The 26,013-nt window shown below is 61.0% G+C and carries 26 protein-coding genes; 14 read left to right on the forward strand and 12 right to left on the reverse strand.

The window, feature by feature from the left end; genetic code table 11:
- The first annotated feature begins 73 nt into the window (after positions 1-73).
- Both DEIDE_RS19395 and DEIDE_RS11035 read left to right on the forward strand, forming a co-directional pair.
- Positions 74-238, forward strand: coding sequence for a hypothetical protein (locus DEIDE_RS19395; RefSeq protein ID WP_012694039.1), 165 nt, complete (start codon positions 74-76; stop codon positions 236-238).
- Positions 239-353: 115 nt separating this feature from the next.
- On the forward strand, positions 354-1,082 hold the full coding sequence (locus DEIDE_RS11035; RefSeq protein ID WP_012694040.1) for a YebC/PmpR family DNA-binding transcriptional regulator: 729 nt from the start codon (positions 354-356) through the stop codon (positions 1,080-1,082).
- Between the two features lie 133 nt (positions 1,083-1,215).
- On the opposite strand, the gene DEIDE_RS11040 is transcribed toward DEIDE_RS11035, so the two are convergent.
- Positions 1,216-2,715, reverse strand: a complete 1,500-nt coding sequence (locus DEIDE_RS11040; RefSeq protein ID WP_012694041.1) for an amidohydrolase — start codon at positions 2,713-2,715, stop codon at positions 1,216-1,218.
- 66 nt (positions 2,716-2,781) lie between these two features.
- Here DEIDE_RS11040 and DEIDE_RS11045 point away from each other — a divergent pair, with 66 nt between their 5' ends.
- From DEIDE_RS11045 to alaS, 3 genes are all read left to right on the forward strand, one after another.
- Positions 2,782-3,816, forward strand: coding sequence for an AfsR/SARP family transcriptional regulator (locus DEIDE_RS11045; RefSeq protein ID WP_012694042.1), 1,035 nt, complete (start codon positions 2,782-2,784; stop codon positions 3,814-3,816).
- 119 nt (positions 3,817-3,935) lie between these two features.
- Positions 3,936-5,735, forward strand: a complete 1,800-nt coding sequence (locus DEIDE_RS18485; RefSeq protein ID WP_012694043.1) for a CHAP domain-containing protein — start codon at positions 3,936-3,938, stop codon at positions 5,733-5,735.
- Positions 5,736-6,565: 830 nt separating this feature from the next.
- Complete coding sequence (gene alaS / locus DEIDE_RS11055) at positions 6,566-9,241, forward strand: alanine--tRNA ligase (RefSeq protein WP_012694045.1); 2,676 nt, start codon at positions 6,566-6,568, stop codon at positions 9,239-9,241.
- A gap of 344 nt (positions 9,242-9,585) precedes the next feature.
- On the opposite strand, the gene DEIDE_RS11060 is transcribed toward alaS, so the two are convergent.
- The 3 genes from DEIDE_RS11060 to DEIDE_RS11070 form a co-directional block, all read right to left on the reverse strand.
- Entirely contained in the window at positions 9,586-9,771 is a 186-nt protein-coding gene (locus tag DEIDE_RS11060; RefSeq protein ID WP_162485454.1) for a hypothetical protein, read from the reverse strand.
- Between the two features lie 257 nt (positions 9,772-10,028).
- The gene (locus DEIDE_RS11065) at positions 10,029-10,385 is read right to left on the reverse strand and encodes an MmcQ/YjbR family DNA-binding protein (RefSeq protein WP_012694046.1); all 357 of its coding nucleotides are present in this window, start codon (positions 10,383-10,385) and stop codon (positions 10,029-10,031) included.
- 29 nt (positions 10,386-10,414) lie between these two features.
- Positions 10,415-10,693, reverse strand: a complete 279-nt coding sequence (locus DEIDE_RS11070; RefSeq protein ID WP_041227233.1) for a hypothetical protein — start codon at positions 10,691-10,693, stop codon at positions 10,415-10,417.
- A gap of 70 nt (positions 10,694-10,763) precedes the next feature.
- Here DEIDE_RS11070 and DEIDE_RS11075 point away from each other — a divergent pair, with 70 nt between their 5' ends.
- Positions 10,764-11,720 carry a metallophosphoesterase family protein gene (locus DEIDE_RS11075; protein WP_041227234.1) on the forward strand — a complete coding sequence of 319 codons (957 nt, stop codon included), beginning with the start codon at positions 10,764-10,766 and terminating at the stop codon, positions 11,718-11,720.
- 27 nt (positions 11,721-11,747) lie between these two features.
- On the opposite strand, the gene DEIDE_RS19545 is transcribed toward DEIDE_RS11075, so the two are convergent.
- The 3 genes from DEIDE_RS19545 to DEIDE_RS11095 form a co-directional block, all read right to left on the reverse strand.
- Positions 11,748-12,380 (reverse strand): hypothetical protein, encoded by a 633-nt coding sequence (locus DEIDE_RS19545; RefSeq protein ID WP_242402909.1) that lies wholly within the window; start codon positions 12,378-12,380, stop codon positions 11,748-11,750.
- Positions 12,381-12,569: 189 nt separating this feature from the next.
- On the reverse strand, positions 12,570-12,824 hold the full coding sequence (locus tag DEIDE_RS11090; protein ID WP_041227236.1) for a hypothetical protein: 255 nt from the start codon (positions 12,822-12,824) through the stop codon (positions 12,570-12,572).
- 83 nt (positions 12,825-12,907) lie between these two features.
- Positions 12,908-13,768: a sulfurtransferase gene (locus DEIDE_RS11095; RefSeq protein WP_012694051.1), complete on the reverse strand. Its 861-nt coding sequence runs from the start codon at positions 13,766-13,768 to the stop codon at positions 12,908-12,910.
- Between the two features lie 132 nt (positions 13,769-13,900).
- Between DEIDE_RS11095 and DEIDE_RS11100 the strand changes: the two genes are divergently transcribed.
- Positions 13,901-14,350 (forward strand): SufE family protein, encoded by a 450-nt coding sequence (locus DEIDE_RS11100; protein WP_012694052.1) that lies wholly within the window; start codon positions 13,901-13,903, stop codon positions 14,348-14,350.
- A gap of 173 nt (positions 14,351-14,523) precedes the next feature.
- Here the strand turns inward: DEIDE_RS11100 and rdgB are convergent, their stop codons facing one another.
- The 5 genes from rdgB to rraA form a co-directional block, all read right to left on the reverse strand.
- Positions 14,524-15,150 carry an RdgB/HAM1 family non-canonical purine NTP pyrophosphatase gene (gene rdgB / locus DEIDE_RS11105; protein WP_041227237.1) on the reverse strand — a complete coding sequence of 209 codons (627 nt, stop codon included), beginning with the start codon at positions 15,148-15,150 and terminating at the stop codon, positions 14,524-14,526.
- Between the two features lie 77 nt (positions 15,151-15,227).
- Positions 15,228-16,658, reverse strand: coding sequence for a D-alanyl-D-alanine carboxypeptidase/D-alanyl-D-alanine-endopeptidase (locus tag DEIDE_RS11110; protein ID WP_041227593.1), 1,431 nt, complete (start codon positions 16,656-16,658; stop codon positions 15,228-15,230).
- 57 nt (positions 16,659-16,715) lie between these two features.
- Positions 16,716-17,741 carry a 4Fe-4S dicluster domain-containing protein gene (locus tag DEIDE_RS11115; RefSeq protein WP_012694055.1) on the reverse strand — a complete coding sequence of 342 codons (1,026 nt, stop codon included), beginning with the start codon at positions 17,739-17,741 and terminating at the stop codon, positions 16,716-16,718.
- A 10-nt stretch (positions 17,742-17,751) separates the two neighbouring features.
- Positions 17,752-18,165 (reverse strand): YbaN family protein, encoded by a 414-nt coding sequence (locus tag DEIDE_RS11120; protein ID WP_242402910.1) that lies wholly within the window; start codon positions 18,163-18,165, stop codon positions 17,752-17,754.
- A gap of 73 nt (positions 18,166-18,238) precedes the next feature.
- The gene (rraA, locus tag DEIDE_RS11125; RefSeq protein WP_041227239.1) at positions 18,239-18,724 is read right to left on the reverse strand and encodes a ribonuclease E activity regulator RraA; all 486 of its coding nucleotides are present in this window, start codon (positions 18,722-18,724) and stop codon (positions 18,239-18,241) included.
- Between the two features lie 150 nt (positions 18,725-18,874).
- Between rraA and DEIDE_RS19550 the strand changes: the two genes are divergently transcribed.
- The 7 genes from DEIDE_RS19550 (at position 18,875) to DEIDE_RS11160 (ending at position 25,843) form a co-directional block, all read left to right on the forward strand.
- On the forward strand, positions 18,875-19,429 hold the full coding sequence (locus DEIDE_RS19550; protein WP_012694058.1) for a hypothetical protein: 555 nt from the start codon (positions 18,875-18,877) through the stop codon (positions 19,427-19,429).
- Between the two features lie 257 nt (positions 19,430-19,686).
- The gene (locus tag DEIDE_RS18490) at positions 19,687-19,971 is read left to right on the forward strand and encodes a four-helix bundle copper-binding protein (protein ID WP_476696189.1); all 285 of its coding nucleotides are present in this window, start codon (positions 19,687-19,689) and stop codon (positions 19,969-19,971) included.
- 163 nt (positions 19,972-20,134) lie between these two features.
- Entirely contained in the window at positions 20,135-21,343 is a 1,209-nt protein-coding gene (locus DEIDE_RS11140) for a CinA family nicotinamide mononucleotide deamidase-related protein (protein ID WP_012694060.1), read from the forward strand.
- Positions 21,340-22,074: an RNA 2',3'-cyclic phosphodiesterase gene (gene thpR / locus DEIDE_RS11145; RefSeq protein WP_012694061.1), complete on the forward strand. Its 735-nt coding sequence runs from the start codon at positions 21,340-21,342 to the stop codon at positions 22,072-22,074. The genes DEIDE_RS11140 and thpR overlap by 4 nt, the downstream gene beginning before the upstream one ends.
- Positions 22,071-23,138, forward strand: a complete 1,068-nt coding sequence (gene recA / locus DEIDE_RS11150) for a recombinase RecA (RefSeq protein WP_012694062.1) — start codon at positions 22,071-22,073, stop codon at positions 23,136-23,138. The genes thpR and recA overlap by 4 nt, the downstream gene beginning before the upstream one ends.
- Positions 23,139-23,558: 420 nt before the next feature.
- Positions 23,559-25,412: a hypothetical protein gene (locus tag DEIDE_RS11155; protein ID WP_162485456.1), complete on the forward strand. Its 1,854-nt coding sequence runs from the start codon at positions 23,559-23,561 to the stop codon at positions 25,410-25,412.
- Positions 25,409-25,843 carry a pilus assembly FimT family protein gene (locus DEIDE_RS11160; protein ID WP_012694064.1) on the forward strand — a complete coding sequence of 145 codons (435 nt, stop codon included), beginning with the start codon at positions 25,409-25,411 and terminating at the stop codon, positions 25,841-25,843. The genes DEIDE_RS11155 and DEIDE_RS11160 overlap by 4 nt, the downstream gene beginning before the upstream one ends.
- Positions 25,844-26,013 lie beyond the last annotated feature (170 nt).

Below are 26,013 nucleotides of genomic sequence, written 5' to 3' on the forward strand. Positions count from 1 at the left end.
GAACGCTCCGATTGCGCCCCGGTCTTGAGCGGACGCACACCCGCCTGGGCTCAGGGCCCACTACCCTGGGCGCATGACGCAACCTGAACGCGAGCGGCCTGGCGGAGAAGTGCTGATCAGCGGCCTGGATACCGGTCCTTGCGACGCGGAAAGAGAGAACCGGTCTCCTACCGAGGACGCTGCACGCCTGATACCAACTGCGCACCCCGCACAGGAACCTGAAGACGAAGACGGCTGAGGCTCTGGCCTCTATGTACCGCTGTCCTTTCCTGACGCCGCGCTAGAATGCGCGGCGTCTCGCGCCCCCTTGACTGTGTGGGCGCAATTTTACGGACAGGAGAACCTTATAAATCATGGCCGGTCACAGCAAATGGTCGCAGATCAAACGCAAAAAGGGTGCCAACGACAAAAGACGCAGCGCGATGTACTCCAAGCATATCCGCGCCATTCAGGCCGCCGTCCGCTCCGGTGGAAGCGGTGATCCAGGCGGAAACCTCAGCCTGAAAAATGCCATCGCGGCCGCCAAAGCCGACACTGTGCCGGTAGACAACATCGACAATGCCATCAAGCGTGCGGTGGGTGCAGGTGAAGGCGCCGCTGACTACAAGGACGTGACCTACGAAGGTTACGGACCGGGCGGGACGGCGATTTTCATTGAGGCGCTGACGGACAATGTCAACCGCACCGTCGCCGACATCCGCGCGGTGTTCAACAAGCGCGGCGGTTCGCTGGGCACCAACGGCAGCGTGGCGTGGCAGTTCGAGAAAAAAGGCGTGATCCTGCTGACCGACCGCAGCGAACAGGCACAGGAAGTAGCCATTGAGCACGGCGCAGAAGATATCCAGGAGTCCGACGAAGGCCTGGAAATCAGCACCCCGCCCACCGAGCTGTATGCGGTGCAGGACGCTCTGGCCAGCGCCGGATTCAACATCGAAAGTGGTCAGATCACCATGATTCCCAGCAATACCGTGGCCGTCACCGGAGACGACGCGAAAAAGCTGATGGTGCTGCTTGAAGCCCTTGAAGACCTGGATGACGTCCAGAACGTCTACAGCAACGCTGACCTGCCCGACGAGGAGTAATCCACCAACCAGGGGAAGCGGGGCGCAGACTGGCAAGAGTCACGCGCCCCGCTTCCTTTGGGTGACTTTCTAATACGTTCCCAGACGGTCCTTTCAACGACAGGCCCTGGCGCGCACGCCCGCGAACCTGAACTTACAGCACCAGCGCCTGCGCCTGGCCACCCAGCCGGTCCCACAGAGTGAATGCGGCGCGCGCTCCGGGCCGGATGATGCCTTCATCGTCCCAGCCAGCAGCCAGCGCCGGTCCGCGGGTATGCGCCCACAATACCTCCAGCTCGGTCATGGCTTCTGACGGGGCCAGGGCCTGCCCGTCATCTCCCACACGAGTAATCGCCGCCGCGAAGTTGGCCTGCGGCACCGGCGGAGCGACCGGCGCGTCACTGCCGAAAGCCAGGATCGCGCCTGCCTCCTGCAAGGAGCGGAAGGCGTAACTCCTGGCCTCCAGATGCGGCATCAGGGCCCGGATCATGGGCGCGTCAGCCTGCAGGTGAATGGGTTGCACGCTGGCAGTGAGACCGCGGAAGCGCGCAATATCCTCCGTGCGCAGGTGCTGGGTGTGCTCGATCCGCAGGCGGATTCCACGCGCCTGGGCAGAGGCACGCAAGTCGTCATACACGTTCAGGACCTCGGTATTGGCCCGGTCTCCAATGGCGTGTGTCACTGGTGTCAGGCCCAGGGCAATGGCTTCCAGGCCTCGTTCACGAATCAACTCTGGAGGGTCCAGTGGGATCCCTGTTCCAGAGCCGTCAGCAAAACCAGGGGCGTGGAGCCACGCCGTGCGGCTGCCCAGCGCACCGTCGGCAAAGAACTTCACCCCACCCCACTGGAAGAGCCCACCCGGGTTCATGGCCAGGCCCAGGCTACGGGCCTGGTCGAGCCGCTCGTGGGGAAGGCAGGCCCATACCCGCAGCGGCAGTTCACCCCGCGCCGCCAGGGTCTGCAGTGCCCGCGGAGCTTCCGCGGCTTCAAAGCCCATGGTATGGGCACTGACATAGCCGCGTGCGGCCAGATCATCAGCCCCAGCCTTTGCGGCCGCCAGATACTCCGCCTCGCTGGGAGCGGGAAGAGCTCGTGCTACCAGTTCAATGGCCGTTTCGAGCAGGGTTCCAAGTGGCTGCACGACCCGTCCGCCCTCCGGATCCGGCGTGTGGTCACTGACCCCCGCAGCACGCAGCGCGGCTGAGTTGGCCCAGGCCATGTGCAGGTCCCGCGAGTACAGCAGCACCGGGTGGTGCGGGCTGACCTCGTCCAGCATGGCAGCGGTCGGGTATTCAGTCAGGCCCAGCTCGGCCATAAGGAAACCGCCTCCCCGAATCCAGCTGCCAGCCGGCAGAGCCGCGGTGCGGGCTGCCACGCGGGCAAGAACCTCCTGCAGGCTCTGCACGCCGTGCAGAGACAGCTGCGAAAGCGAGAAGCCGTAGGACACAAGGTGAATGTGGGCGTCAGCGAGTCCCGGTGTCAGCAGCAGGTCGCGGTGATCCTGCACGGCTGCACGAGGGGCGAGGTCGCACATTTCCTCGCGTGAACCAGTGGCCAGGACACGTCCGGCACCAATCAGCACCGCCTGGACTTCAGGCCGGGCGTCATCAAGCGTCAGGGTACGGGCATGAACAATGGTCAACGGCTCACTCATTCCCTAAGGGTAGAGCACCAGAAGACCTCATCGGCTCCGGCCTCTGAGGCTGTTAGACTCCGGAATATGCCGCGCATTCTCGTGGTGGATGACGATGCCGCCATTCTCAAACTCGTCAGCGTGATCCTCTCCCGCTCCGGGCATGAGGTCCGCACCAGCAGCCATCCCGTGGAAGCGCTTGACCTGCTCAAGGTCTTCACGCCTGACCTGATTATCAGCGACGTCGTCATGCCTTACATGACCGGCCTCGAATTTCTGGAGAAGGTCCGGGAAGACGAGAAACTTTCTGCCCTGCCGTTTATGTTGCTGTCCAGCCACGCAGAGCGGGGCGACGTGCGGCGCGGCATGAACCTGGGTGCAGACGACTATCTGCCCAAACCTTTTACGCCGCAGGAACTGAATGTCGCCATTGATGCCCGTCTGCGCCGCGCCGGCCTCAATGTGCAGGGCGAAGACAGCATGCAGGCCAAAGGCCTGGGGACCGCACAGGTGGTCTGGAAGGGAACCCCGGTGGCCTGGGTCAGCCGTAAGGCCCTGGAGCTGTTTTTCTACCTGCTTGAACACAAGGAAGTTACCAGCTGGGAAGCCGCTGAGGCGCTCTGGCCCGAGAAGGATGAGGGCCGGGCCAGCAGCCTGTTTCACACCACTCTGCACCGTCTGCGTAAAAGCCTGAGCAACGAGGCTGTGGTCAGTGCCAACCGCCGCTACGCCCTGGCGCCGGACCTGAACCCCACCTACGACGTTCAGCGCTTCGAACTGCTGGCCCAGCAGGCCGAGCAGGGCAGCCTGGGCCTGGAAGAGATGCGGGAACTGGTCAGCCAGTACGGCCTGTTTCTGCCGGGTGCCGACAGCCCCTGGGTAGACGATGTGCGGTCCAGGCTGGAGCAGAAGCAGTTGAGCCTGCTGAGCCTGTGTGCCAAGGCGGCCACAGCTGCTGGCAAGGACCGTGATGCCGCACAGTTTCATCAGCGTGCCCTGGCCATTGATCCCATGAGCGAGGCCGACTGGCAGGGACTGGCCCGCGCCCTGGCAACCATTGGAGACCCCCGTGCACGCCTAGCTGCCCAGCGCGAGGCCTGGTGGGCTGTTGATCTGGACTGAACAGGAGTAAACGTTCGTGAAGGCCCAGGCACTTTCCTGGGCTTTTTTGTGGTGGTCAAATCGTCGACCAGACTTCAGAAATGGCGCGTAGCATGCCTCCACAGTTCACGGAGGTTCCCATGATTGCTTCCCCACAGACCACTGGGCCCAAACCAAAGTCCAAACCAAATCAGCCCATAAATGAGCCCTATAAGCCAACAGCGCCGAGAAAAGCCAATCAGCAGAAATGGCGAAAGGGTTTTCGGGGCAGAAAGAATGGTCTTGAATTCTTCCTGAATATTGAGCGCAAGTCAGACGGAAGCTTACACGCACGCTACTGGGTACATCCTGGTAGTTCTACGGGATGGCAGCTAACTGGCAACGTACATCAGGACAACACATTTATCCTGAGAGGCATAGAGAATAGTGCTTCATTTGAAGGCAGATTTACAACCAATGCAGTATCCATTACTGCCAACTTCGCCAAGGGAGGCAAAAAGATTGGGGGCCTTCAACTCGCCCAGGCGCCGCTCCGCCTTCCAAGTAACGTTAAGCCAGTGCTCGATGGCCCAAAGCCAGAGAGCACGAGCAACCCAAGTGTGGACGCCGTCGTCTTGGCGGCTCAAGCCCTTGCCAAGAAATTGGGTAAACCTTTTAACAGAACCCAGGCAAATCACCATGTATCTTTGATAATTTCTGCCTGCTCAACGGCAGGCATTACAGATATAAATCAAATGGCATATGTATTTGCGACAGCCGTATGGGAATCTTCAGGCTTTACTGCATATTACGAGAAATACATGCCTGGATGGACAGCAAAAGAATATTTTGAACAAGCCTATGGGCCAAACCCTACACGTATTCTACCTAAGGACGCAAGACGCCTTACATTAGGTGTTAGTGCTACAAAAATTTTAGAAACACGCAAACGAAGAAATTTAGAGGAACTTGGTAACACCGAACCAGGGGATGGACACAGATTCAGAGGCCGAGGCTATGTCCACCTGACGGGAAGGGCAAACTACGCGCGAGCTCAGCAATATGCCGTTATTCCGAGCGGCATTAAACGTAATGGAAAGGTTCCCAATTTATTGGAAAATCCAGATCTCGCCGCTTCAGATAGCGAAATCGCGGCAATTATATTGGCCAAAGGTATGGCTACCGGATCATTTACCGGGACATCGCTCAAAGAACACATCAACTCGCAAAAGACAGATTTTATCGGGGCTCGGAAAATCATCAACGACAGGGATGAAGCTGCTCGGATAGCTACAGGAGCTGACACATTTGCGTCTGCCATAAGACGCGTCACATCAGACGACCAAGATGGTGATCCAACCCCAAATACAGCTTTGATGGAAATAACTGCAAATCAAGAACAGTTTATTTTGAAAATTCCTGTTGCTGGATATAGCTCAGACGAACTAAAAGAGATGCGCTCTGGCGTTGCAATCGGTTCACTGAACGGTATAAATGCTTATTTCAATGGTCCAGATGAAGCCCAAACCTGGGGTGATAGTTACTCCAAGGATGGAACTATCTACTATGGATTCAAATGGCAATGCGTGGAATTTGTCAGACGATACACAAGCATGAGCGGTGGGAAGTACATTTCCCACCGTGGCAACGCCTCTACGTTTTACAAGAGCTCGATCCCAGACGGTGGCCATACCTTCGATGCTTTCACCCAATATCGAAATACAGATCCTAAAACAGGTGCAAAAATAGGAAGCATTGGAAAACCAAAGCCTGGAGATATAATAGTTCTTTCTACAAATACATATGGACATGTAGCAGTTATTGCCGAAGTCGGTGACGAGCATATTTCAATTGCACAACAAAATGTCTTGACAAACTTTAAAGAAGAAATCTCGCTTAAGAAGAACGGTAATCGATGGGTCGTGGGAGGAAAAGCACAATGCTGGCTAAGACATCAATAAGATACTTAAATATATACATATCGATCCTGTTTATTACAAGTTGCGCTGCCACTGCTGGTTCACCGATGATGGGCCGAGAACTCTCAAAAGCCTTCTTGGAGGGCGCATTCTGTAAAAAATATCGTTGTGAGATCAACGACTCTATCGAATCTTCCGATACTTTATCATTCAATATTACTGTGCCAGGAAACAAATATTCTGATGACCTTAGTTTGCACAACTCAGCAACTAATCTTGTATTCCGATTTTCAAATTCCACCAATCGCCTTATCTCAGCTTCTGCATTTTTTCGCACAGACTACGCTATAAATCGATTGAGGCCTGAATATGCAGAACTCGCCAACGATTTTTATCTTATTATGACTGGAAGAAAAATGATGCAAGAGCATGAGTACTCCCATGGCGGAGTAATTACTACATGTCTATCTTCGTTAGGCAAGTCTCAACGCTCCGGAAAGTCCATTACATATCAAGTACTTTTGAAAGGGGTTCTGCCTGATAGAACACCTTATATAAGTACATGCCATCAATTACTAAATAAAGGTATTAAACAGGTCAACCGATGGATGGTAATTAGGATTCATTGAAGCATATGTAACCATCGTATATATCACCATGTATAATATTCATACTCTTGAGATCAATTCCAATTTATTACAATAAAATTTTAATCTTTTCAACACTATTGCCACGAAGCCAAGTCTCTTAAGATTTATCGGAGCCGAATAATAAAAGCTTAAAGTCTCGACTAATCGGGTGTAGGTGCGGCCAGTTGGACCCTAAGCCCGTGTACTGCTGCATCAATCGCGTCCGACGCTAAACTGCTCACCATGACTGCTCCGCTCACCACGTCCCAAATCCGCGAGAAGTTCCTTCAGTTCTTCGAATCCAAGGGGCATCTGCGCCTGCCTTCGCATTCCACCATTGCTCCGGACCCGACCACGCTGTTCACGGTGGCCGGAATGCAGCCGTTTAAGGATCAGTTCATGGGGGCGCCAGCGGTCTTTGATGGTGTGGCCAACAAGCGGGTCACCACGGCACAGAAATGTGTGCGCGTGCCGGACATCGAGAACGTGGGCCGGACCCGCCGGCACCTGACTCTGTTCGAAATGATGGGCAACTTCTCGTTTGGTGACTATTTCAAACGGGACGCGATTCTGTGGGCCTGGGACTTTCTGACCGGCCCCGAGTGGATGGGCATGGACCCGGACAAGATGTACGTCACCATTTACAAGGATGACGACGAAGCATTCGGATACTGGACGCAGGAAGTGGGCCTGGACGCCAGCCATATTCACCGCTTTGATGCCGATGAAAACTTCTGGCCCGCCAACGCTCCGCTTGAAGGTCCCAACGGACCATGCGGGCCGTGCAGCGAAATCTACTATGACCGTGGTTCCAACTATGGAGACGACACCTGGGCCGACTACGCGCAGACCCGTGAAAGCGCCCGCTTTCTGGAGGTCTGGAATCTGGTCTTTCCACAGTACGACCGTCAGGATCCGGCCGAGGATGGCACGCCTGTCCTGAAAGATCTTCCGTTCAAGAACATCGACACGGGCATGGGTCTGGAGCGGGTGGCCAGCGTCGTGCAGGATGTACCCGACTTCTATAGCAATGACGTGTTCCGGCCTATCGTGGACAAGGTCGCCGAACTGTCCGGAAAGCCCTACGAAGGAGAGATCAGTGTGTCTCACCGCGTGGTGGCCGAGCACATGCGCAGCGTATGCATGATTCTGGCCGACGGCACAGCCCTGAGCAATACCGGCCGCGGCTACACCCTTCGTAAGATTCTGCGCCGCGCTTCCCGTCACGCTTACCTCCTCGGTATGCGTGAGCCCGCGCTGTATCAGATCGCGCCGGTGGTCGCTGCTGGTATGGGCGACGCTTACCCAGAGCTCCGAACTGAGCAGGGGCGGGTCGAAGCAGCCATCCGGGCTGAGGAGGAGCGTTTCCTGAAAACGCTGGAAGGCGGCATCCAGCGCCTGGGCAGTCTGCTCAGTGGTATGCCGCAGGGCGGCACCCTGAGCGGCGAGGAAGCCTTCGTTCTGTACGACACCTACGGCTTCCCACTGGACCTGACCAAAGAAATCGCTGAGGAGTACGGCATTTCAGTGGATGAGGCGCGGTATGCAGAGAGCCTGGAAAATGCCCAGAATATCGCCCGGGCAGGCAGCAAGTACGGGAAGTCCGAGCTGTTCGGCGGCAACCAGGAGGCGCTTGAGGGCCTGAGTGCCACCGAGTTTGTGGGCTTCGATCACCTGGAGGCCGAAGGTCAGGTTCTGGCGCTGGTGGGCGCTGGCGAGCGGCTGAGCCACCTGTCTGCTGGCAGTGAGGCCACTGTGGTGCTGTCCCGTACGCCGTTTTACGGTGAGGGCGGCGGCGAGGTTGGCGACACTGGCCGTCTGGAGTGGGAGGGCGGCGCCGGGATGGTACGTGACACCCGCAAGACACCGGCAGGGGTGTTCCTGCATGACGTTCTGGTGGAGCAGGGTGAACTGACAGAAGGCGTCACGGTCCGTGGTGTGGTGGGGCCTGAGCGGCAGGCCATCCAGCGTCACCACACCGCAACGCACCTGCTGCACGCGGCTCTGCGTGCCGTGCTGGGCTCTGGCGTCCGGCAGGCCGGCTCACTGGTGGCAGCCGACCGTCTGCGTTTCGACTTCTCGCACGGCGCAGCCCTGAGTGCTGAGGAACTGTCCCGGGTGGAGACCCTGGTCAGCCGCTGGATCAGCGCGAACTTCCCGGTGACCTGGCAGGAAATGCCGATTGCCGAGGCAAAAGCTGCGGGTGCCACCGCCTTGTTCGGTGAGAAATACGGCGAGAAGGTCCGGGTCGTGTCGGTTGAGGGCGATGTCGAATACGGCGGCCAGCCGGTGAGCAGCAAGGAACTGTGCGGCGGGGCCCATGTACGCCGGACGGGTGACATTGGCGCCTTTGTTCTGCTGAGCGACGAGAACGTGGCAGCTGGCGTGCGCCGCATTGAAGCTCTGGCCGGCGAAGCTGCCACGAGCTGGGTGCGCGAGCGCCTGAACGGAACAGCGCGGGTCGCCGCGCTGCTGAACACCTCGCCTGATGGCCTTGAGGCCCGCGTAACTGGGCTGCAGGCTCAGCTGAAGGCTGCCGAGAAGGAGGTGGCGGCGGTCAAACGTCAGCTGGCGCAGGCTCAGATGGGCAGCAGCAGTGGCGGCGGCGCACAGACCCGCGAACTGGGCGGCTTTCGGGTAGCGGCCCTGAAGCTCAGTGGTATTGAGGGCAATGAACTGCGCGGCGCCGCCGACAAACTGCTGGACCAGAGCGGAGCGGATCTGGTGGTGCTGGCCTCGGACAAGGGTCTGGTCGTGAAGGCCAGCAAGGACGCTGTAACGCGTGGCGCGCACGCCGGGCAGCTGGTCGGTAAGCTGGCGGCCGCCGGTGGAGGCAAGGGGGGCGGCCGGCCAGACATGGCTCAGGCTGGCATCACTGACCCGGTTGCTGCCCTGAACGCGCTGGATACGGCCTTCTAAGCTCGGCCGAGAGCGACGACCAGGGCTGGGGCGTGTGCCCCAGCCCTTTTACCTTATCCGCCGGGCTGCTCTCTGGCCTGGCGGTACAGCATCTACTGTCCTGCTGCCGACCACGCGCAAAGTAACGTCACGAGCAGCTCCAAGGCCAGGGCGAACCCGTGGAGTTTCTGCTGGACGCTCTGGAGTTGATCCTGCTAGTGATCGACCATCTGCCGCGCTTCGCTCAGCCCTGACAGGGCTGAGCGGCGGGACAATGTTTCCTCCCAGGCGCGAGTCAGGATTACAGCGGTGCTCAGGACCTCCTCGCCCAGCACCGCCCCAGCCAGCCGCGTACCCTGCGCTGTCTACGCCGCATCAGCCAGCACCCGGACTGCCGCAACAGTCTGTGACCATCCCAGCAGAGCAGACGGGGCAAGAATGCGTGGGGTTATGGTCAGCTGAGCCTCCAGACGCTCAAGCTGAATGCCGGCATGTTCAAGGTTTTTCTGAGCTGAAGCCAGGATTATCAATAGGCCCAGCCAGGTGTTCACGGTCACCACCGAGGGCCATACGCCTGTCAGGCCCAGGGCACGGGCAGCCCTCAGGTCTGAAGGCTGTGACTGTTTCAGGGCCTGAGAATACCGGGGATCAGGTTGGTCAAGCCGGGCGGTTCTCTCCCCTGCTGATGAACGGCCTCGTACCCCTGCAACGGACCGGTCGGTGAAGAACCGAAGCGGCCGGCATGACTGCCTGGGCCTACCGGATCACATCCAGGCTGCACACCGCTCCGATCCTCAGCAGGCGTCATTCACAGCCCCAACTCCTCACGGGCAGAACGGGTCAGGCCCCGAATCACCAGGGCGTGGCTGCCTGTCAGCAGCTCATTGACCAGCGGATCGGGAACTGAGCCATCGAGGATCAGGGTGACCCAGTGGCGTTTGTTCAGGTGATAACTGGGCTGGATGGCTGGATAGGCGGCGCGGAGTTCCTGGCCATACTCAGGCTGCACCTTCAGCGACACAGTCAGCGGATCACCGTGAATATCGGTCAGGGCGTACATCTTGCCACCCGCCTTGAACACCAGCGTGGATGCATCAAAGGGAAAGGTTTCCTGCGTCTGCGGCAGAACCGCGCACGCCGCTCGCAGCTCGGTGACTGATTGCATGGGGTCAGGATAGACGCCAGCCCCAGAGCTCAGCTTTCAGTATGAGGATCGAGGCCCTCAGCCGTTTCCAGCGACAGGTTGGCCTCGGTGGTTGAGGCGTCGGCGCCACCAAGCAGCGTCGTGACCTCGCCGGTGCTGAGGCCCTCGCCAGGCCGGGTCACGATACCGGAGGCTGGCCGGCTGGCCACATCGGCTGGCGCCGGCCCCTGCTCTGCTGGGATGTGCTCCTGAGGCGGGCTCTGATGGGGCCGCAGTGTGGGATTGACCAGCAAGGGCTCCGTGTTGCGGTTGCGATCATCCTGAGACATACCTCAGGATGCGGTGTCTGTGACCGGGGCGGCTGATCTTCTGCTCAAGGAACCGTGATGAACTGCGGGGGTGCGCCGAGTGTTTCTGTCCCTGCTGTTCTTCTGGCCCCTTCTGAGTGCTGCTGCCCCACCTGTGGCTGAAACTCCGGTGCAGTTGGTCATCCTGAGTGATTTCAACGGCGCCTACGGCAGCCTGACCTATCCACCTGCCCTGACCCGTGCTGTGCAGCGGACGGTGCAGGAATGGCAGCCTGACGCCGTGCTGTCAGCCGGTGACCTGGTCGCAGGGCAGAAAGCCAGCCTGAGCGACACCACCGTCCGCGCCATGTGGGCCAGCTTCGAGCGCGACGTTCATGGTCCACTGCGGCGGGCTGGGATTCCGTTCAGTTTTACCCTGGGCAATCATGACGCCAGCCTGACGCGCGACCGACGGGAAGCGGCCCGGTACTGGCAGGCCCACCCACCGGTCCTGAATTTTGTTGACCGGTCCTCGTTTCCCTTTCAGTACAGCTTCACGCTGGGTGAGGGACGGGTCTTTGTGGCGTCCATTGATGCCAGTCGTTCTCAGCTGGGGACCGCGTCGCAGACCTGGCTGGCGGCACAGCTGGACACGCCAGAGGCGCGCCAGGCGGGTGTCAGGCTGGTGCTGGGTCACCTGCCGCTGGCCGCAGTCAGTCAGGGAAAGAACCGCCCGGGCGAGATCCTGCGTGACGCGCCGGCCCTACGGAGCGTGATGGCAAAGGGCAAGGTGCTGGCCTATATCCACGGACACCACGCGGCGTTTTACCCTGGACGGCTGGGGCCGCTGAATGTACTGTCCAGCGGCGGCATCGGCGGGCGCGATTACGTGGGATATCCCGGCACGGCCCGCAGCACGGTAACCCTGCTGAATGTGCATCCCTCAGCTGGGCGCGCGACCTTTCAGACATTTGACGCCGATACAGGTGCCCAGGTACTCAGCAGAGGTCTGCCTGCGCGTCTGAGTGGCCTGGGCGGGCCCCTTTACCGGGTGGACGATTTCCGCTGAGATGAATGGACTGGGGTGGCCTCAGGCCTAGTCGTTGCCGAAGCTCCAGATGTCAAGCTCATCCACCGCGTTTCCCATGCCCTGAAGCTGTTCGAGATCCTGTGCCTGAACCGGCGCTGTGCTCACGTCATCGGTGCGCCCGATGGCATGGGCCATCACATCGGTCGGTACCGAAGCGAAGAGCTGCTGAAGCTGTGCAGGCGTTACGTCCAGCAAGGCGTCTGACAGCACTTCGTCGGGAACCTCCGGCTGCACCGAAGCGCGTGCCGAGGCCAGCAAATCGGCGCTGACTTCCGGGCGGATGGCGTCAGGGTCGTCCAGTGCGGCCGTGCCTAGCGGTGCAGCAATGGCCACGGCTGAAGCGGCTGCAAGCGGAGCCGCCATTACCGGAACTGGAGCAGGCGTTACGGGGGGCTTGGGAGCAACCGGCGTGGCAACCGGCACCGGCGTGGTTCGTGGAGCCGCGGCCGGCTCTTCACGTGGAGCGGCAGGCACCACACGCACACCGGATGGACGGTTGGAGGGCAAGCTGCCTGTTTCCTGCGAGCGGGGCGGGGCGGAGTCGGATCGGCGGAAGGTCTGGCGTCCCCAGCGTTGAATCCTTGGCCATAGGAATACCAGCAGGGCCAGAATTGCCAGGGCGACGAGAAGTCGCATCATGGAGTTAACTTAAAACGAGCGACATCACACTTTTCTTCCTGTATCCCCAAGTAAATGCAGGCTTCTGTTTCACCAGCCGGAAGAGCGGCACTGGATATATGCACCTCATGACCATGTGCTGACCACGGTGGGCCGGAGTTCGCAGCCTCCCCCGCTTCTCCTGACCGCACTGGAGAAAAGAAGTCAACATCAGCTTTCCCGGTCACCGCACAGCGCCATCAGCTCAAGCTCCCAGGTCAGCTGGTCATACAGTTCATCGCACAGGAGTGGTTCTGCTGCGGCCAGCAGGCCGATCTCCTCCAGGGTCGAGGCGTAGATGTCATGGGACACATCCCCCATCTGAATACGCAGCCGGACGCGCCCATCCAGCAGGATGGCCAGCCTGGCCTGCTGCCCATCTTCGCCGTACACATGCAGAAGCGCCCGCCGGACGGTTTGGGTCATGCTGGCACGATTCTGTCGTTACCGATGCCAAAAAAGAAGGGAGGCGGGGTGTGACCCCGCCTCCCTTCTGTGCTTCTGAACGCTCAGGCTTCGCTGTAGGTTTTCTCGATGGGCATGCCGACGGCGTTGCCCCACTCGGTCCAGCTGCCGTCGTAGTTGCGCACCTTGGGGTAACCCAGCAGCTCGCGCAGCACGAACCAGCTGTGTGAGCTGCGCTCGGCAATACGGCAGTAGGCGATGACGTCCTTGTCCGCAGTCACGCCTTCACCCTCGTACAGGGCCTTGAGTTCCTCGGCGGACTTGAAGGTGCCGTCTTCGTTGGTGGCTTTGGCCCAGGGAATGGAGCGCGCACCGGGAATGTGACCCCCGCGCAGCACGCCTTCCTGAGGGTAGTTGGCCATGTGCGTGACCTTGCCCGAGAACTCGTCGGGGCTGCGCACGTCCACCAGCGCGCCCTGGCCAGCCTGGACGCTTTCCAGGTGGGCCCTGACCTCGTCGCGGTAGGCCCGCAGGCTTTCGTCGCGCTGCAGGGCGGGGTACTCGGTGGCGGGGTAGGTGGGCACATCGGTGGTCACGTCACGGCCTTCAGCCATCCACTTCTGGCGGCCACCGTTCATCAGCTTGAGATTCTGTACACCGCTGTAGGTCAGGAACCAGTAGGCGTAGGCCGCCCACCAGTTGCTCTTGTCGCCGTACAGGATGATCTGATCGGTGGGCTTGATGCCCAGACGACCCAGCAGCGCGCTGACTTCCTCAGCGGTAATGAAGTCGCGCTGCACGGGGTGCCACAGGTCGGTCTGCCAGTCGAGCTTGACGGCGCCGGGAATATGGCCGGTGTCGTACAGCAGGATGTCTTCGTCGACCTCGATAAGGCGGATGCCTTCCTGGCCGAGGTTCTGGGCAACCCAGTCGGTGTTGACAAGGACGTCTTTAGCGTAGTTCATGGCGGTCTCCTTAAAGGCGAGAGGCGAGTGGGACGTGTCACCGAATTGTAATCCGACTCGAATAGTTTACAAAAGCACTCAACTGTACAGGGCTTACCATACCCCCTCCGGGGGCAGGGGTACAGTGGGTACATGACCCAGCCCGATACCACGCCCCTGCCCGAAAAGCTCCAGAGCATCGTGACGATGTTCCGCAGCGCCCCCAAGGCCCTGCGTCTTCAGGCCCTGCTGGAATACAGCCGCAAACTGCCGGCCCTGCCTGAAAAGTACGTGGAGCACCCTGAATTCATGCAGCCGGTGCCCGAGTGCACCAGCCCGTTTTTCCTGGTCACCGAACGTGACGATCAGGGAGGTATGAATCTGTTTTTCAAGGTGCCTGAAGAAGCTCCCACAGTGCGCGGCTATGCCGGCATCCTCCACGAGGCTCTCAGCGGTGAGGCCCCCGAAACCATCCTGAGTGTCCCTGATTCCTTCTACCTGGACATGGGACTGACCGAACTGATTACCCCCATGCGCCTGCGCGGCATGGGCGCCATTCTCAAGCGGCTCAAGAGCGACGTACAGGAACACGCCCAGGCCTGAGCAGTCCACTGGAAAAAGAGCCGATCTTGTACTGATCGGCTCTTTCTTCTGCCATACCCAGCCGGGGCCTGACTGGTACCCAAGGCTCAGGAAAAGACAAACTTCATACTCAGAACGTCATGGGGACTGGCTGTGATTGTATCCGGCACCTCGCTCCCCAATCCCCTGTTCAATTAGTCGATCACGCTGACCTGACGGGGAGGCAGGCCGTCCTTATGCGCGGCCTGCAACGCTGCGAGCGCCCGGCCCCGGTGGCTGATGGCACGTTTTTCCTCAACCGTCATCTCCGCCAGGCTGCGTGTCTCGCCGTCTGGGACAAACAGCGGATCGTAGCCAAAGCCGTTCTCACCGCGGGGCCCCTCGAGCAGCTGCCCGGTCATTTCGCCGCGGTAGGTCTCCAGATGTCCGTCCGGATAGGCCAGAATCACCACCGACACAAATTTGGCCCGGCGGTTGGTTTCGCCCCGCAGCTTTTCCAGCAGGTACAGATTGCGTTCCCGGTCATTGGGCCGGTTGCCGAAGCGGGCGCTGTAGACCCCTGGCTGACCATCAAGAGCCTCAACCTCCAGGCCGGAATCGTCAGCCAGGGCCGGAAGTCCGCACGCCACTGCGGCGGCGCAGGCCTTCAGTGCAGCGTTTTCCTCGTAGGTAGCGCCGGTTTCCTCAGGCAACGTCACAGACCCCAGCCCAGTGAGCCGCCAGTCCAGGCCGGCCAGCGCCTGTTCGATCTCGCGAACCTTCCCGGCGTTCCCGGTTGCTACAACCACCTGTCTGCCTTTCAAGCCCACGCCTTCAGTCATCACCGCCCAAGTTTAGGCCAGGGGCTGCCCCAGGGACATGAACAGTTTCCTGCCGGAGCGTTACGGCAAGCGACATCTCAGTAAGCGGCAGCCAGCGCCTGCACAAGACGGTCCTGAGCGTCACGCAGGGTCAGGATAGGGGACGACTCCGGCCCGTTCATCAGCACCACAAACACCAGGATCCGGCCACTGCGGGCCGTGACGTATCCTGCCAGAGCACTCACGCCAGGAAGGGTTCCCGTCTTGGCACGCACGTCAAGGCCCTCATCCTGCAGCCGCAGGGCCAGGGTGCCGCCCCGCCCGTCATGTCCTGGAACGTTCTCTCCGGTACCGGCCTGGGGAAGAGCCTCGACAAACACGTTTTGTCGGCTACGGTACAGGCGTTCAGGCAGGCCGCGCTGAGGAAGAAGCTGGAGCTGCCTGAGGCCAGCCCGGTTTGGATACGGCAGGTCATGCATGACCTTCAGCAACTGGGCCAGTGCGCGGGGAGTCAGGCGGTTCTTGCGGCTCAGGCCGCTGCCGTCGGCCAGCACCACGCCGCTCAGGTCGGCGCCTGTCCGGCGCAGCATCGCCCGCTCACGGGCCAGGGCATCCTGCAGCGTTCCGGTGCCCTGGGGCCGGACCGCCAGCGTCGCGAGCAGTTCCTCGGCCCGCAGGTTGTCGCTGGGACGCAGGGTGCGGGCCAGCACGCCTGCTACTGAAGCGCTGCGCACACTGGCAATGCCCTGCTCGGGGCGGCGGGAGACCGGTACCTGCGGGTCAGGCGGCAGGGCGCGGCCCTGGTCATCCAGGCGCGTGGGCGGCACATAGGGACGGGAGCGGGCTGCCTGACGAACCCGGTCGGAGACGACCCGCACCCCAGCCTGCCGCAGCTCGGCAATCAGCGCGGCGCCCAGCCGGGACCGCGCCTCGGCGGATGCCGCAGGAGGATCGTCATGCCAGTCGGCCAGACGCAGCCCGGTCATGGGCACGCCAAGAGAAACGCCTTGCCAGCTATCAACGTCCAGGGTTCCATCGGCCACACGGACCTCCCCCACTTTCCGTAATCCGCGGGCATAAGCCTGCCTCGCCAGGGAGCGCAGGCTGTAGGAACCGTTGCGGACGCTCAGGGTGGGGTCGCCGCTTCCCCGCAGCGTGACGGTCTTTGCATGGCTGCGTCCGACCTGAACGGCAGGAATGGTCAGGTCGGTGCTCCAGTAGCCCTGTGCCCCGCCCCGTTCGGCCAATACCGACGAAGCCGTGATGAGTTTGACGGTGCTGGCCGGAATAAAAGACTCACGGTCACGGAGAGCTTCCAGGACCTGGCCGCTCCCGGCGTCACGCACGAGCACACCCACACTTACGTCCTGCGGCACATCCTTCAAGGCCAACCGCACACCGGCACTCAGCGCCGGTTCCTGCTTTGTCTCCTCATCTGCGCGCAGGGTCACATCGGCCGGAGCATGTGGAGGTGCCACAGCAGCGCTGAGGCCGCCGACCAGCAGAACCAGAGCCAGGGTATGACGCATCGCGGCAGGATAGCGGACACCGCCGTGCATTCCGTTCCCAGTTCCAGCCGCCGGCAGCTACATCACGCGGTCACTTTCACGCAGCAGGATCGGCGCACGGAACGCCGCTGGCAGCCACTCGTCCTGCGCGTAGATCGCGCCTGGGGGACAGGAATGCAGGCAGGCCATGCAGCCGGTGCAGGCACTCAGATCCAGCAGCAGACGCACGCCGCCGTCCGGCTGCAGGTCACGCGTGATTGCTTCGGTTGGGCAGACATTGGCGCACACCGGGCAGTCGATACACTTCTCGTCTACCAGAGGCGCAGGCCAGTGCACCCCGGCCGTTTCGGGGGGAGCAGGCGAGAGGGCCCGCGAGCGCCATTTCCATTCCTGGGGGGTGCGCTCTTCGGGCACGCTCCAGTCCACAAACGGCAAGGGCTGATCCGGCAGGGCCTGCGCGAGTTGCTGCTGACCCGACCTCAGTAGAGCCTTGAAGGCGCCGCGGCGGCTGATGCCGTGCGTGCGGCTGCGGTCCTCGTCCGTCGCGCGGCGCACCGTGACCTGAGCCGGACGGCCCGTCGCGGCCCGCAGCTGCTGAGCCTCGTCAACGACACGCGCCACACGCTCAGGCACGTCCGCTGCGCCCACCGGGCAGGCAGCACAGTCTCCGTGGATCAGGGTCAGGGGCGTGTCCCAGGCGCCCGCAGCGGCCACCAGCGCCGGCGTCACCCTTCCCAGACACGGCAGGGTTGGTCCTCCAGCCTCGCTGGGCGAACAGGCCAGGGTGGCTCCAGCCTCCCCGGTACCCCGGGCTTCCGGGGCACCCGCACGCTGGTCATGCACACTCTGCAATGCCGGCTGTAGGCCGTATTCCAGCGCTCCAGTCGGACAGACCTGCACGCACAGGCCGCACCCGGTACACAGGTCGGGGTCAATCTGAATGCTTGCCCCCAGAGGCCCCAGATTCACCGCCTGATGGGGACAGGTGGTATGGCACGCGTCACAGCCCCCCACCGACTGCCTTTCCAGCAGACACCGCGGCGCTGTAAAACGCGGCAACAGATTGTCTGCCTCGCCCAGCTGGTCCAGAAAACCCCGTAACATCTCTGCTCCCTTACCGGCGGGTAGGCACACGCAGCGTAATAAACCCTACGCCTGCAAGTCCTACCAGCCCCCAGAGGAGTTGTGCGCTCAGCCCCGGCAGGCGGGTCATGGTGAATACCACGGCCAGCACGATACAGCTACAGGCGATCCATTTTGCACGCAGCGGCATGCCGCGCCCGGCACGGTAATCGCTGATCAGCCCCCCCACCACCGGCCGGGACAGCAGCCAGGCCTCCCAGCGCGGATCACCCTTGGCAAAGGCTGCAGCAGCCAGCACGAACCACACCGTGCCCGGAAATCCAGGCACCAGCAGCCCCACGAAACCCAGGCTGCTCAGCACGAATCCCAGCATCACCCACAGCGGGCGGACCCTCGGCACGTGTCCTGGACCTGGCAGCTCAGACGAGGAGGCAGAAGGCGTCACGCGGCCCAGGCTAGCGGCCAGGAGGGTGGGCCGCCAGTCCTGAACTCTCAATTGGCGCTTTTCCCGTGCCCCTTCACGGCACAAGAACAATGCCGTCCTCATCGGCGTGCAAAGTCATCCCTGGATGCACCCTGACGCCCGCGAATTCAATGGGCACCCCCACCTCTCCCAGGGGCACCTTGCCACTTCTGCGGGGGTGAGCAGCCAGCGCCCGGATTCCTGCCGGAAGCCCGCGTAACTCGGCCACATCGCGCACGCAGCCGTGGATGACCACACCTGCCCAGCCGTGATCGACAGCCAGTTGCCCCAGCTGGCCGCCCAGCAGAGCGCAGTTCAGACTGCCGCCGCCATCGACCACCAGCACCCGGCCCTCTCCAGAGGTTTCCAGCGTCTGGCGAACCAGGGGATTGTTTTCGTGGACCCTCAGTGTCTGTACTGTTCCACTGAAACGGATCTGTCCTCCGTAATCATTGAAGACCGGTGGCAGCACCACGGCCTCCGGAAAGGCGTCACTCAGATCACTGGTAGGCATCACCGCAGGGACAAGTTCAGCGCTCATGCCTCGTATCTTCAATGGACAGTTGCTGTCAAACCGTGATACTCCTTTGGAGACAACACTTGTGGTAACGGGCAGAACACAACATCTGTCGCCAGCCTTTCCTAAGCCAGCCCTCACCTGTAACGCGTTCAGGACGCGCAGACTACGCTTATGCTGGATAACATTCTGAACAGTGTCCGTCGTGGAGCCGAGCGTGTGCAGCGCCGTGGGGAAGAAGTTGCGCAGGTCACGCGGCTGCGGGTGGAGGCTTTTCAGCTGGGCCGCGAGCTGGACAGTGCCTATGCCCGCCTGGGACGTGCCTACCACTCCGGCAATGACATTGAAGTCCTGCAGGGAGTACGCGCCGAGATACGCCGGATTGAGGAGGAAATCAGCGCCCGTGAGCGCCTGATTACTGAGCTGGGTGGCGATGCGCACTCCGAAAACAATCAATCTTCGGCGGCAGCCACGCAGCCTGCCCAACAGACCGTCGTGCCGGAGGCTGGAGGAACCGCTGCGCCCAGCAACCGCCCGGATTTCACTGCCCAGCCGACCACCCCGTTTACCGGCCAGGGCGCGTCTCCTACGGTCACAACAACCAATCCGGTGACCGGCAGTTCCATGACCGGCAGCGTGACCACCGGCATTCAGGGAGCTGCGACGGAACCCACCATTCCCGATGCCATGCCCCGCCCCACACACGACGGAAACGACCGCCAAGGCTGAGGGCCGCTTTCAGGCAAAGGCGTTTGGCCGGTGTGTACCCCAGGAGCAGCTAAGTTTCCTTATCCACAGGGACAGGACCCTCCTTTTCTTCAGGGGCCGCAGCCTACTGCGCCGGGATCTCCATTTTTCCGGCCCTGGCCTCTGAACTTTCCTTTAATGGCAGACCATCTGCCTGCCACGTGCTGATGCCAAGGTGAGGCATGACTGCATTGATTGCTCAGCGGATGCAGGATTGTCTTGACGCCTGCTTGACGTGTATGAGGGCCTGTGAAACCTGCGCAGCAGCCTGCCTGGCCGAATCAGAAATCGACATGCTGCGCGAATGTATCCGTCTGGACCGTGATTGTGCGGATGTCTGCGCCCTGACAGCCCAGCTGATGATGCGCGGCAGCGACCTGTACGCTCACGCCGCGCGGCTCTGTGCCGAAGCCTGCGCCCGCTGCGCCCAGGAATGCGCGCAGCATGTCCAACACGATCATTGTCTGGTCTGCGCCGAAGCCTGCCGGGCCTGTGAGGCTGCCTGTCGCGCGGTCGCGGCCTGAGCCGCCTGCCTCCCCTTACGCTCCTGACGCCAGCCTCTCTCAAACGATTGCCCGATTTACATCAGGGAAAAGGGCAGGGCTGGCGCCTACACTTGGACCATGTCAGAGGCTTATTTGGGGTGGACGTGCGTTTCGTTTTGACCTATAGTTTGGCGAGGTTGTTATGCTTCTAGCAGAAATCATCAGTGTAGGCACAGAGTTGCTGTTCGGCGAGATTGTCGACAGCAACGCTGCCTTCCTGGCCCGTGAACTGGGTGCCAGGGGCCTGACCCTACACCGCAAGACGGTGCTGGGCGACAACCTGGAGCGTGTGACGCAGGCCATCGGGCTGGCCCTGTCGCGCGCCGATCTGGTGATTCTGGGCGGCGGTCTGGGTCCTACCGATGACGACCTGACCCGCGAAGCTATCGCCGCTGCGCTGAACGAAACGCCAACGGAAGACCCAGGGCTGATCAGCTGGCTCGAAGGTCTGTACACGTCACGGGGCCGGGTCATGCCTCAGATCAACCGTAAACAGGCCTGGCTGATTCCCAGTGCAGAGGCGTTGCCAAATCCAGTCGGGACCGCGCCGGGATGGTACGTCCGGACCGCCGGCAACAAGGTGATCGTGGCGCTGCCAGGACCGCCGCGTGAGATGCAGACCATGTGGCGTGAGGAGGTGCTGCCGCGCCTGCCGTTGCCCACGCGTGCCCTGCACGCCACGACCCTGCACACCCAGGGCATCGGTGAAAGCCAGCTGGCTGAACTGCTCGGCGAACTGACCCGGCAGGCCAATCCCAGCGTGGCCACCTACGCCCGCAAAACTGGTGTAGATGTCCGGGTGGCAGCCAGTGCCGATACCCCCGAAGCCGCCCGCGAACTGGCGGCGCCTGTGCTGGATCAGGTTCGTCAGACGCTGGCCCGCTGGCTCTGGGGCGAGGACACCGACACCCTGGCGGGCGCCGTTACCCGCGCACTGGACAGCCGCACCCTGGGAGTCATTGAGGCTGGCAGCGCTGGAGCACTGTGCACCCTGCTGGCCGACGAACCGACTTTTCTGGATGCAGCCGTCACGCAGGACCACCGCCGCCTGATCACCCTGGGGCTGACGCCAGTCACGCTGCATGCCCAGGGTCTGGTCAGCGAACAGGCTGCCCGTGAACTGGCCGCAGGAGCGCGAGAGCACCTGGGTGCAGAGGTCGGGCTGGCTGTGGTGACAGCCGTTCAGGGTGAGCGGGCCGGTCAGGCCTACGTCGCGCTGGACACGGGGAACGCCCAGCACACCGCTGCACTGAACTGGCCCGGCAATGCCGAACAGATCCGTGAGCGCGCAGCGGTGCTGGCTCTGGCCCTGGCCCAGCGCAGCCTGACCCGCCAGGAGGTCCTGGCATGACCCGTATCCGCCGCACCCACAAACCCGCTCCCAGGACCGATAAACCTCAGCGCAATACCGAACCGGCTTCCCAGCCCCTGGGTCCGGATGTGTATGAACCGGCCAAAGCCTCTATCAAGCCTGCGGCATCTCCGGCGCGCCAAGGCGGTAGGGGGCGATCAGGTGATGACGAAGCCCCTGATCGCACGCTGCGGCTGTTCTATGCCCTGCGTGTCCCTACTGACATTAGTGGCCCACTGGCCGAAGCGCAGCGCGCCCTGCGGGGCAACTGGCGGGCCGTGAGGCGCGACCAGATGCACGTCACGTTGGCGTACCTGCCAAGCGTGGCGCCGGAACGACTTGATGACCTCAAGCGGCTGGGCGCCCTGCTGACCCAGGATGTTGTCCCTATGGAAGTCCGACTCCGGGGGACCGGATACTTTCCCAACGAAGGCAGCCCCCGGGTGTGGTTTGCAAAGGTGGAGGCTGAGGGCCTGACAGAGCTGGCGACCAAGCTGCGTGAGGGCATCCGGAATCTGGATATCCAAACCGACGATCTGCCGTTCAAGGCGCACATCACGCTGGCACGCAAGAAAGGCCCGGCTCCCCGGGTTGCACCACTTACCTTCGATCTGGGCTGGCAGGCCGGGCACGCTGTGCTGTACCGCAGCATCCTCCGTAAGACCGGCCCTATCTACGAGACCGAAAGCACCTTCCGTTTCCGGGGCCTGGCCCCGCAGGAGACCGCATGAGCAAAGACAGCACCAAGGAACTCTCCGCTCCCACCGACGCCCGCGAGCGTACCAAGGCGATCGAGACGGCCATGAGCCAGATCGAGAAGGCCTTCGGCAAGGGCAGCATCATGAAACTGGGCGCCGAGAGCAAACTCGACGTGCAGTCCGTGTCGACCGGCAGCCTCAGCCTGGACCTGGCGCTGGGGATCGGCGGTATTCCGCGTGGCCGTGTCACTGAGATCTACGGCCCGGAATCCGGCGGCAAGACCACGCTGGCGCTGAGCATCGTGGCTCAGGCTCAGAAGGCCGGCGGGACCTGCGCCTTTATCGATGCCGAACACGCCCTCGACCCCGTCTACGCCCGCGCCCTCGGGGTCAACACCGACGAACTCCTGGTGTCCCAGCCCGACAACGGCGAGCAGGCACTGGAAATCATGGAACTGCTGGTCCGCTCCGGCGCCATCGACGTCGTGGTGGTGGACTCGGTGGCCGCCCTGACCCCCCGCGCGGAAATTGAAGGCGAGATGGGCGACAGCCTCCCGGGGTTGCAGGCCCGGCTGATGAGCCAGGCCCTGCGTAAGCTCACAGCCATCCTGTCCAAGACCGGCACCGCCGCGATCTTTATCAATCAGGTGCGCGAGAAGATCGGCGTAATGTATGGCAACCCCGAAACCACCACTGGGGGCCGTGCGCTGAAGTTCTACGCCTCGGTCCGGTTGGACGTACGTAAGATCGGTCAGCCGGTGAAGCTCGGCAATGACGCGGTGGGCAACACCGTCAAGGTCAAGAGCGTCAAGAACAAGGTCGCGCCTCCCTTCAAGGAAGTCGAACTGACGCTGATGTACGGCAAGGGCTTTGATCAGCTCAGCGATCTGGTGACTCTGGCCAGCGATATGGACATCATCAAGAAAGCCGGCAGCTTCTACAGCTACGGTGACGAGCGCATCGGACAGGGCAAGGAAAAAGCTATTGCCTACATTGCCGAGCGTCCCGAAATGGAGCAGGAGATCCGCGACCGGGTGTTGAATGCCATCCGCGGCGGCGCTTCCGAGCAGCCCACGAAACCGGCCCTGGCCGAGTAACTTTTCCAGTCTTCCTTACCCTGGCTTTCGTGCCAGGGTTTTTTGCTGTCCTGACGCTGAAGTATCTGACCCAACTGACGTTAATCCACCTGACTTGTAAGACTCTGGTAAGAAGTTAGTAAGATTGCACTAAGTACAGTCAGCTATCCCAAATGTAGGGAATCTCACTGCAATAGGGTTCTGTTCCTCAGCCTCCAATGGCAATTTTGCGAAGGGACGGATATTGAGGTGTATGTGCGCCACCATGAAGCCGGTGCAAGCCTAATTATCGTCGTTCTAGGGACTCTCCTGGTCCTCGCTCTTGTCATTGCTATGACATCAACAGTAACCCTGCGTACCACCCGGACATCGGCAGACAACCAAGCGGCTCTAGGTGCCCAGTACGCGAGTGAGGCAGCCTTAGCGCGAGCCAGAAGCATCATGGCGATTCACGCACGCCACCTTCAGAGTCTGACTATAAAAAAAGGCACAACACACCAGGCACTTATGGCCCAGCTTGGTAGCCTCTGTAATACTGGTCCACTCACGCTGCCTGAAAACATCACAATGCTACCTGCTGATGGTCAGGACTTATGCCGCATTTCCCCCATCCAAGAGAACGACAACGCCCGTCTCGGTTTCTTCGTCAGTAACTCCGTGAATACTGGCGCAATGACAAACTCCCAGTGGGTGGAGTACTGGAAGACTATGCTTCGAGGGCACAGGTCCGTCCTCCTTACTGAGGAACAAACGAGCCATACCTATTCGTTCGGTAGCAGTGTTCGTACGGTAAGCGAAGTCACTGGTGGCATTGTTCCTGACAGCATTCGCGTCTACCCGACGGGTGCGCTGCGCATCATGATGCAAGTCACTCCCATTACAGCCACTACCCGAGTGCTGGCTGGGAACCGCGAAATTGCACGCAAGCGCTACGTTGAGGGAACCACCAACTCCATCTACACGGAACTATCACAGCCGCCCTTCTCGCAGTACCAGTACTTCGTAAATCGTCGCTTAACACCGTCAGGGAGCCGCCTGGTGTTTTGGGACCAAGACCGGTTCGAAGGACGCGTACATGCGAACGGTACAGGTGGAGTTGACGCCCCTCTCTTCTATGCCACCACCAGTACAGGTGGACCCCGCTTCCAAGGAAAATATACCTCCACTGCTAACCTCGAGTGGTCCACAAGTACCCCTGCGAAGGCACCCGAAAGCCAGATGTTCCAGGGTGGAGCTGCTTTCGGCGTGGACCGTATCACGCTGCCTGGCAATGCGAACAACCAGCGCCTTGCGGCTGCAGGCCTAGCGACTAACCAGCAGCCCCGACCAGCATGCTTGAATGCAGCGGACCCGATAACCATGTGCCTGCGCCAGACCTTTACAACAGCCACTTCCCTCCCCGACGGGGTATACGCGTCACGTCCTGGGGAGAGCACTTTTGCCGGCGGTATCTACGTAAAAGGCAACGTGGCAGATCTTAAAGTTACTCGCAGCGACAACCTTCAGACCATCGCCATTACTCAGGGGACGACGACAACCATGTTCCGCCAGGTGAACGCCACCAAATGGGAGGTGTACCGCGGGTCAACCCTAGTGAGTACCCTGAACAACAGTTTTAACGGCATGCTGTTTGTTGACGGGCAGGTAGGTACCGCCAACCCGAAAGGCACTGGCGGCCTGCGGGGTGACGGCACATCCGCAGGGGACTTGGCCGGCCAGACACAGCTCACCGTGGCAGCCAGTAGCGACATTTTTATCAAGGACAACCTAACCTACGCTGATAGCCCTTCAAGTCCAGAGGCAAAAAACGTCCTGGGAGTATACTCAGAGGCTGGAAACATTAAGGTCAACGGACCGGAAAATCAGGACCTCATTGTGGACGCCACGTTAATGGCAGCCGCTCCTGGGAAGGGTTTCGGCACAGTGGATTTTCAGACCAGTAGAGGCTCGCCCCAACCGAAGGTCCGGATCATGGGCGGCATCATCGAAGAGCAGTCGCAGGGGGTCGGAACAACCAGCCGACTGGTACCCGTTTACCGTACTGAGCGGGTCTGCGTTCGCGAGAATGCAAATGGTAGCTGCCGGGAGTACCGTAACTATCAGGTTCTTGATCGATATGAAGAACAGGCCGGTGCAGGGTACAGCCGCGATTTCAGATGGGACGCGCGGTTTAACAACCGTGGATTTGCTCCCCCTTTCTTTCCCACTCAGCAGAACTATGAGATTAGCTCCAGTGAGGGCCTGGGCAAGGCGCTCGTTCGTCCTGGAGGGTTCAAGGCGGAGGCTAGCCCATGACACTTCGTCCACCCGCCCAGGGCTTCACGCTGCTGGAGGTTCTCTTCGTGCTTGCCATACTCGGCCTTATCTTTGTAATTGCGATGGGTGGCGTCATTAATTGGGTCCATTCCACGCAGCTTCGGGAGGCGGCAATACAAGTGGAGAGCGACCTGGAACGGGTCCGTTCCTCCAGCCTGCGCTTTAACCGCGACACTCAGTTCCGGGTAGTGACCTCAACCTCTTATCAGATGACCGTGAATGGACAGAGCAGCGTCATCAACTTGGCCAATGCCACGCTGGGACCTGTCGGCGCAACCATCTCATATAGTGCGCCTCACAGCCTCCTGAGCACCCCCCCTCTCTCCCTTCGTCTCGCTGTAGGCCGAAAGAGCAGGACCGTACGCACGATCGGCTTGACCGGCAAGGTGGTCATTGATGCCAGCAACTAGTGCCGAATCAAGCACCCCGCTATCCGCAGCGCCGATGTCACGGATTTCGGCGGGCGCCGGATTCACCATTGTAGAGATTCTTGTCAGCTTGCTGCTGTTCTCCGTGATCATCGTGGCGATTCTGCCACCCCTTACCACGCATTTCGGCATGTCCCGAGCGTCAGAGGACA

Source organism: Deinococcus deserti VCD115 (assembly GCF_000020685.1).
In the GTDB taxonomy this organism is placed as follows: Bacteria; Deinococcota; Deinococci; order Deinococcales; family Deinococcaceae; genus Deinococcus; species Deinococcus deserti.

What these genes read in the sequence shown, in the direction of transcription:
- DEIDE_RS19395 (WP_012694039.1), top strand. Translation starts at nt 74, where the DNA reads ATGACGCAACCTGAACGCGAGCGGCCTGGCGGAGAAGTGCTGATCAGC.
- DEIDE_RS11035 (WP_012694040.1), top strand. Translation starts at nt 354, where the DNA reads ATGGCCGGTCACAGCAAATGGTCGCAGATCAAACGCAAAAAGGGTGCC.
- DEIDE_RS11040 (WP_012694041.1), bottom strand. Translation starts at nt 2,715, where the DNA reads ATGAGTGAGCCGTTGACCATTGTTCATGCCCGTACCCTGACGCTTGAT.
- DEIDE_RS11045 (WP_012694042.1), top strand. Translation starts at nt 2,782, where the DNA reads ATGCCGCGCATTCTCGTGGTGGATGACGATGCCGCCATTCTCAAACTC.
- DEIDE_RS18485 (WP_012694043.1), top strand. Translation starts at nt 3,936, where the DNA reads ATGATTGCTTCCCCACAGACCACTGGGCCCAAACCAAAGTCCAAACCA.
- alaS (WP_012694045.1), top strand. Translation starts at nt 6,566, where the DNA reads ATGACTGCTCCGCTCACCACGTCCCAAATCCGCGAGAAGTTCCTTCAG.
- DEIDE_RS11065 (WP_012694046.1), bottom strand. Translation starts at nt 10,385, where the DNA reads ATGCAATCAGTCACCGAGCTGCGAGCGGCGTGCGCGGTTCTGCCGCAG.
- DEIDE_RS11070 (WP_041227233.1), bottom strand. Translation starts at nt 10,693, where the DNA reads ATGTCTCAGGATGATCGCAACCGCAACACGGAGCCCTTGCTGGTCAAT.
- DEIDE_RS19545 (WP_242402909.1), bottom strand. Translation starts at nt 12,380, where the DNA reads ATGATGCGACTTCTCGTCGCCCTGGCAATTCTGGCCCTGCTGGTATTC.
- DEIDE_RS11090 (WP_041227236.1), bottom strand. Translation starts at nt 12,824, where the DNA reads ATGACCCAAACCGTCCGGCGGGCGCTTCTGCATGTGTACGGCGAAGAT.
- DEIDE_RS11095 (WP_012694051.1), bottom strand. Translation starts at nt 13,768, where the DNA reads ATGAACTACGCTAAAGACGTCCTTGTCAACACCGACTGGGTTGCCCAG.
- DEIDE_RS11100 (WP_012694052.1), top strand. Translation starts at nt 13,901, where the DNA reads ATGACCCAGCCCGATACCACGCCCCTGCCCGAAAAGCTCCAGAGCATC.
- rdgB (WP_041227237.1), bottom strand. Translation starts at nt 15,150, where the DNA reads ATGACTGAAGGCGTGGGCTTGAAAGGCAGACAGGTGGTTGTAGCAACC.
- DEIDE_RS11110 (WP_041227593.1), bottom strand. Translation starts at nt 16,658, where the DNA reads ATGCGTCATACCCTGGCTCTGGTTCTGCTGGTCGGCGGCCTCAGCGCT.
- DEIDE_RS11115 (WP_012694055.1), bottom strand. Translation starts at nt 17,741, where the DNA reads ATGTTACGGGGTTTTCTGGACCAGCTGGGCGAGGCAGACAATCTGTTG.
- rraA (WP_041227239.1), bottom strand. Translation starts at nt 18,724, where the DNA reads ATGAGCGCTGAACTTGTCCCTGCGGTGATGCCTACCAGTGATCTGAGT.
- DEIDE_RS19550 (WP_012694058.1), top strand. Translation starts at nt 18,875, where the DNA reads ATGCTGGATAACATTCTGAACAGTGTCCGTCGTGGAGCCGAGCGTGTG.
- DEIDE_RS18490 (WP_476696189.1), top strand. Translation starts at nt 19,687, where the DNA reads ATGAGGGCCTGTGAAACCTGCGCAGCAGCCTGCCTGGCCGAATCAGAA.
- DEIDE_RS11140 (WP_012694060.1), top strand. Translation starts at nt 20,135, where the DNA reads ATGCTTCTAGCAGAAATCATCAGTGTAGGCACAGAGTTGCTGTTCGGC.
- thpR (WP_012694061.1), top strand. Translation starts at nt 21,340, where the DNA reads ATGACCCGTATCCGCCGCACCCACAAACCCGCTCCCAGGACCGATAAA.
- recA (WP_012694062.1), top strand. Translation starts at nt 22,071, where the DNA reads ATGAGCAAAGACAGCACCAAGGAACTCTCCGCTCCCACCGACGCCCGC.
- DEIDE_RS11155 (WP_162485456.1), top strand. Translation starts at nt 23,559, where the DNA reads ATGGCGATTCACGCACGCCACCTTCAGAGTCTGACTATAAAAAAAGGC.
- DEIDE_RS11160 (WP_012694064.1), top strand. Translation starts at nt 25,409, where the DNA reads ATGACACTTCGTCCACCCGCCCAGGGCTTCACGCTGCTGGAGGTTCTC.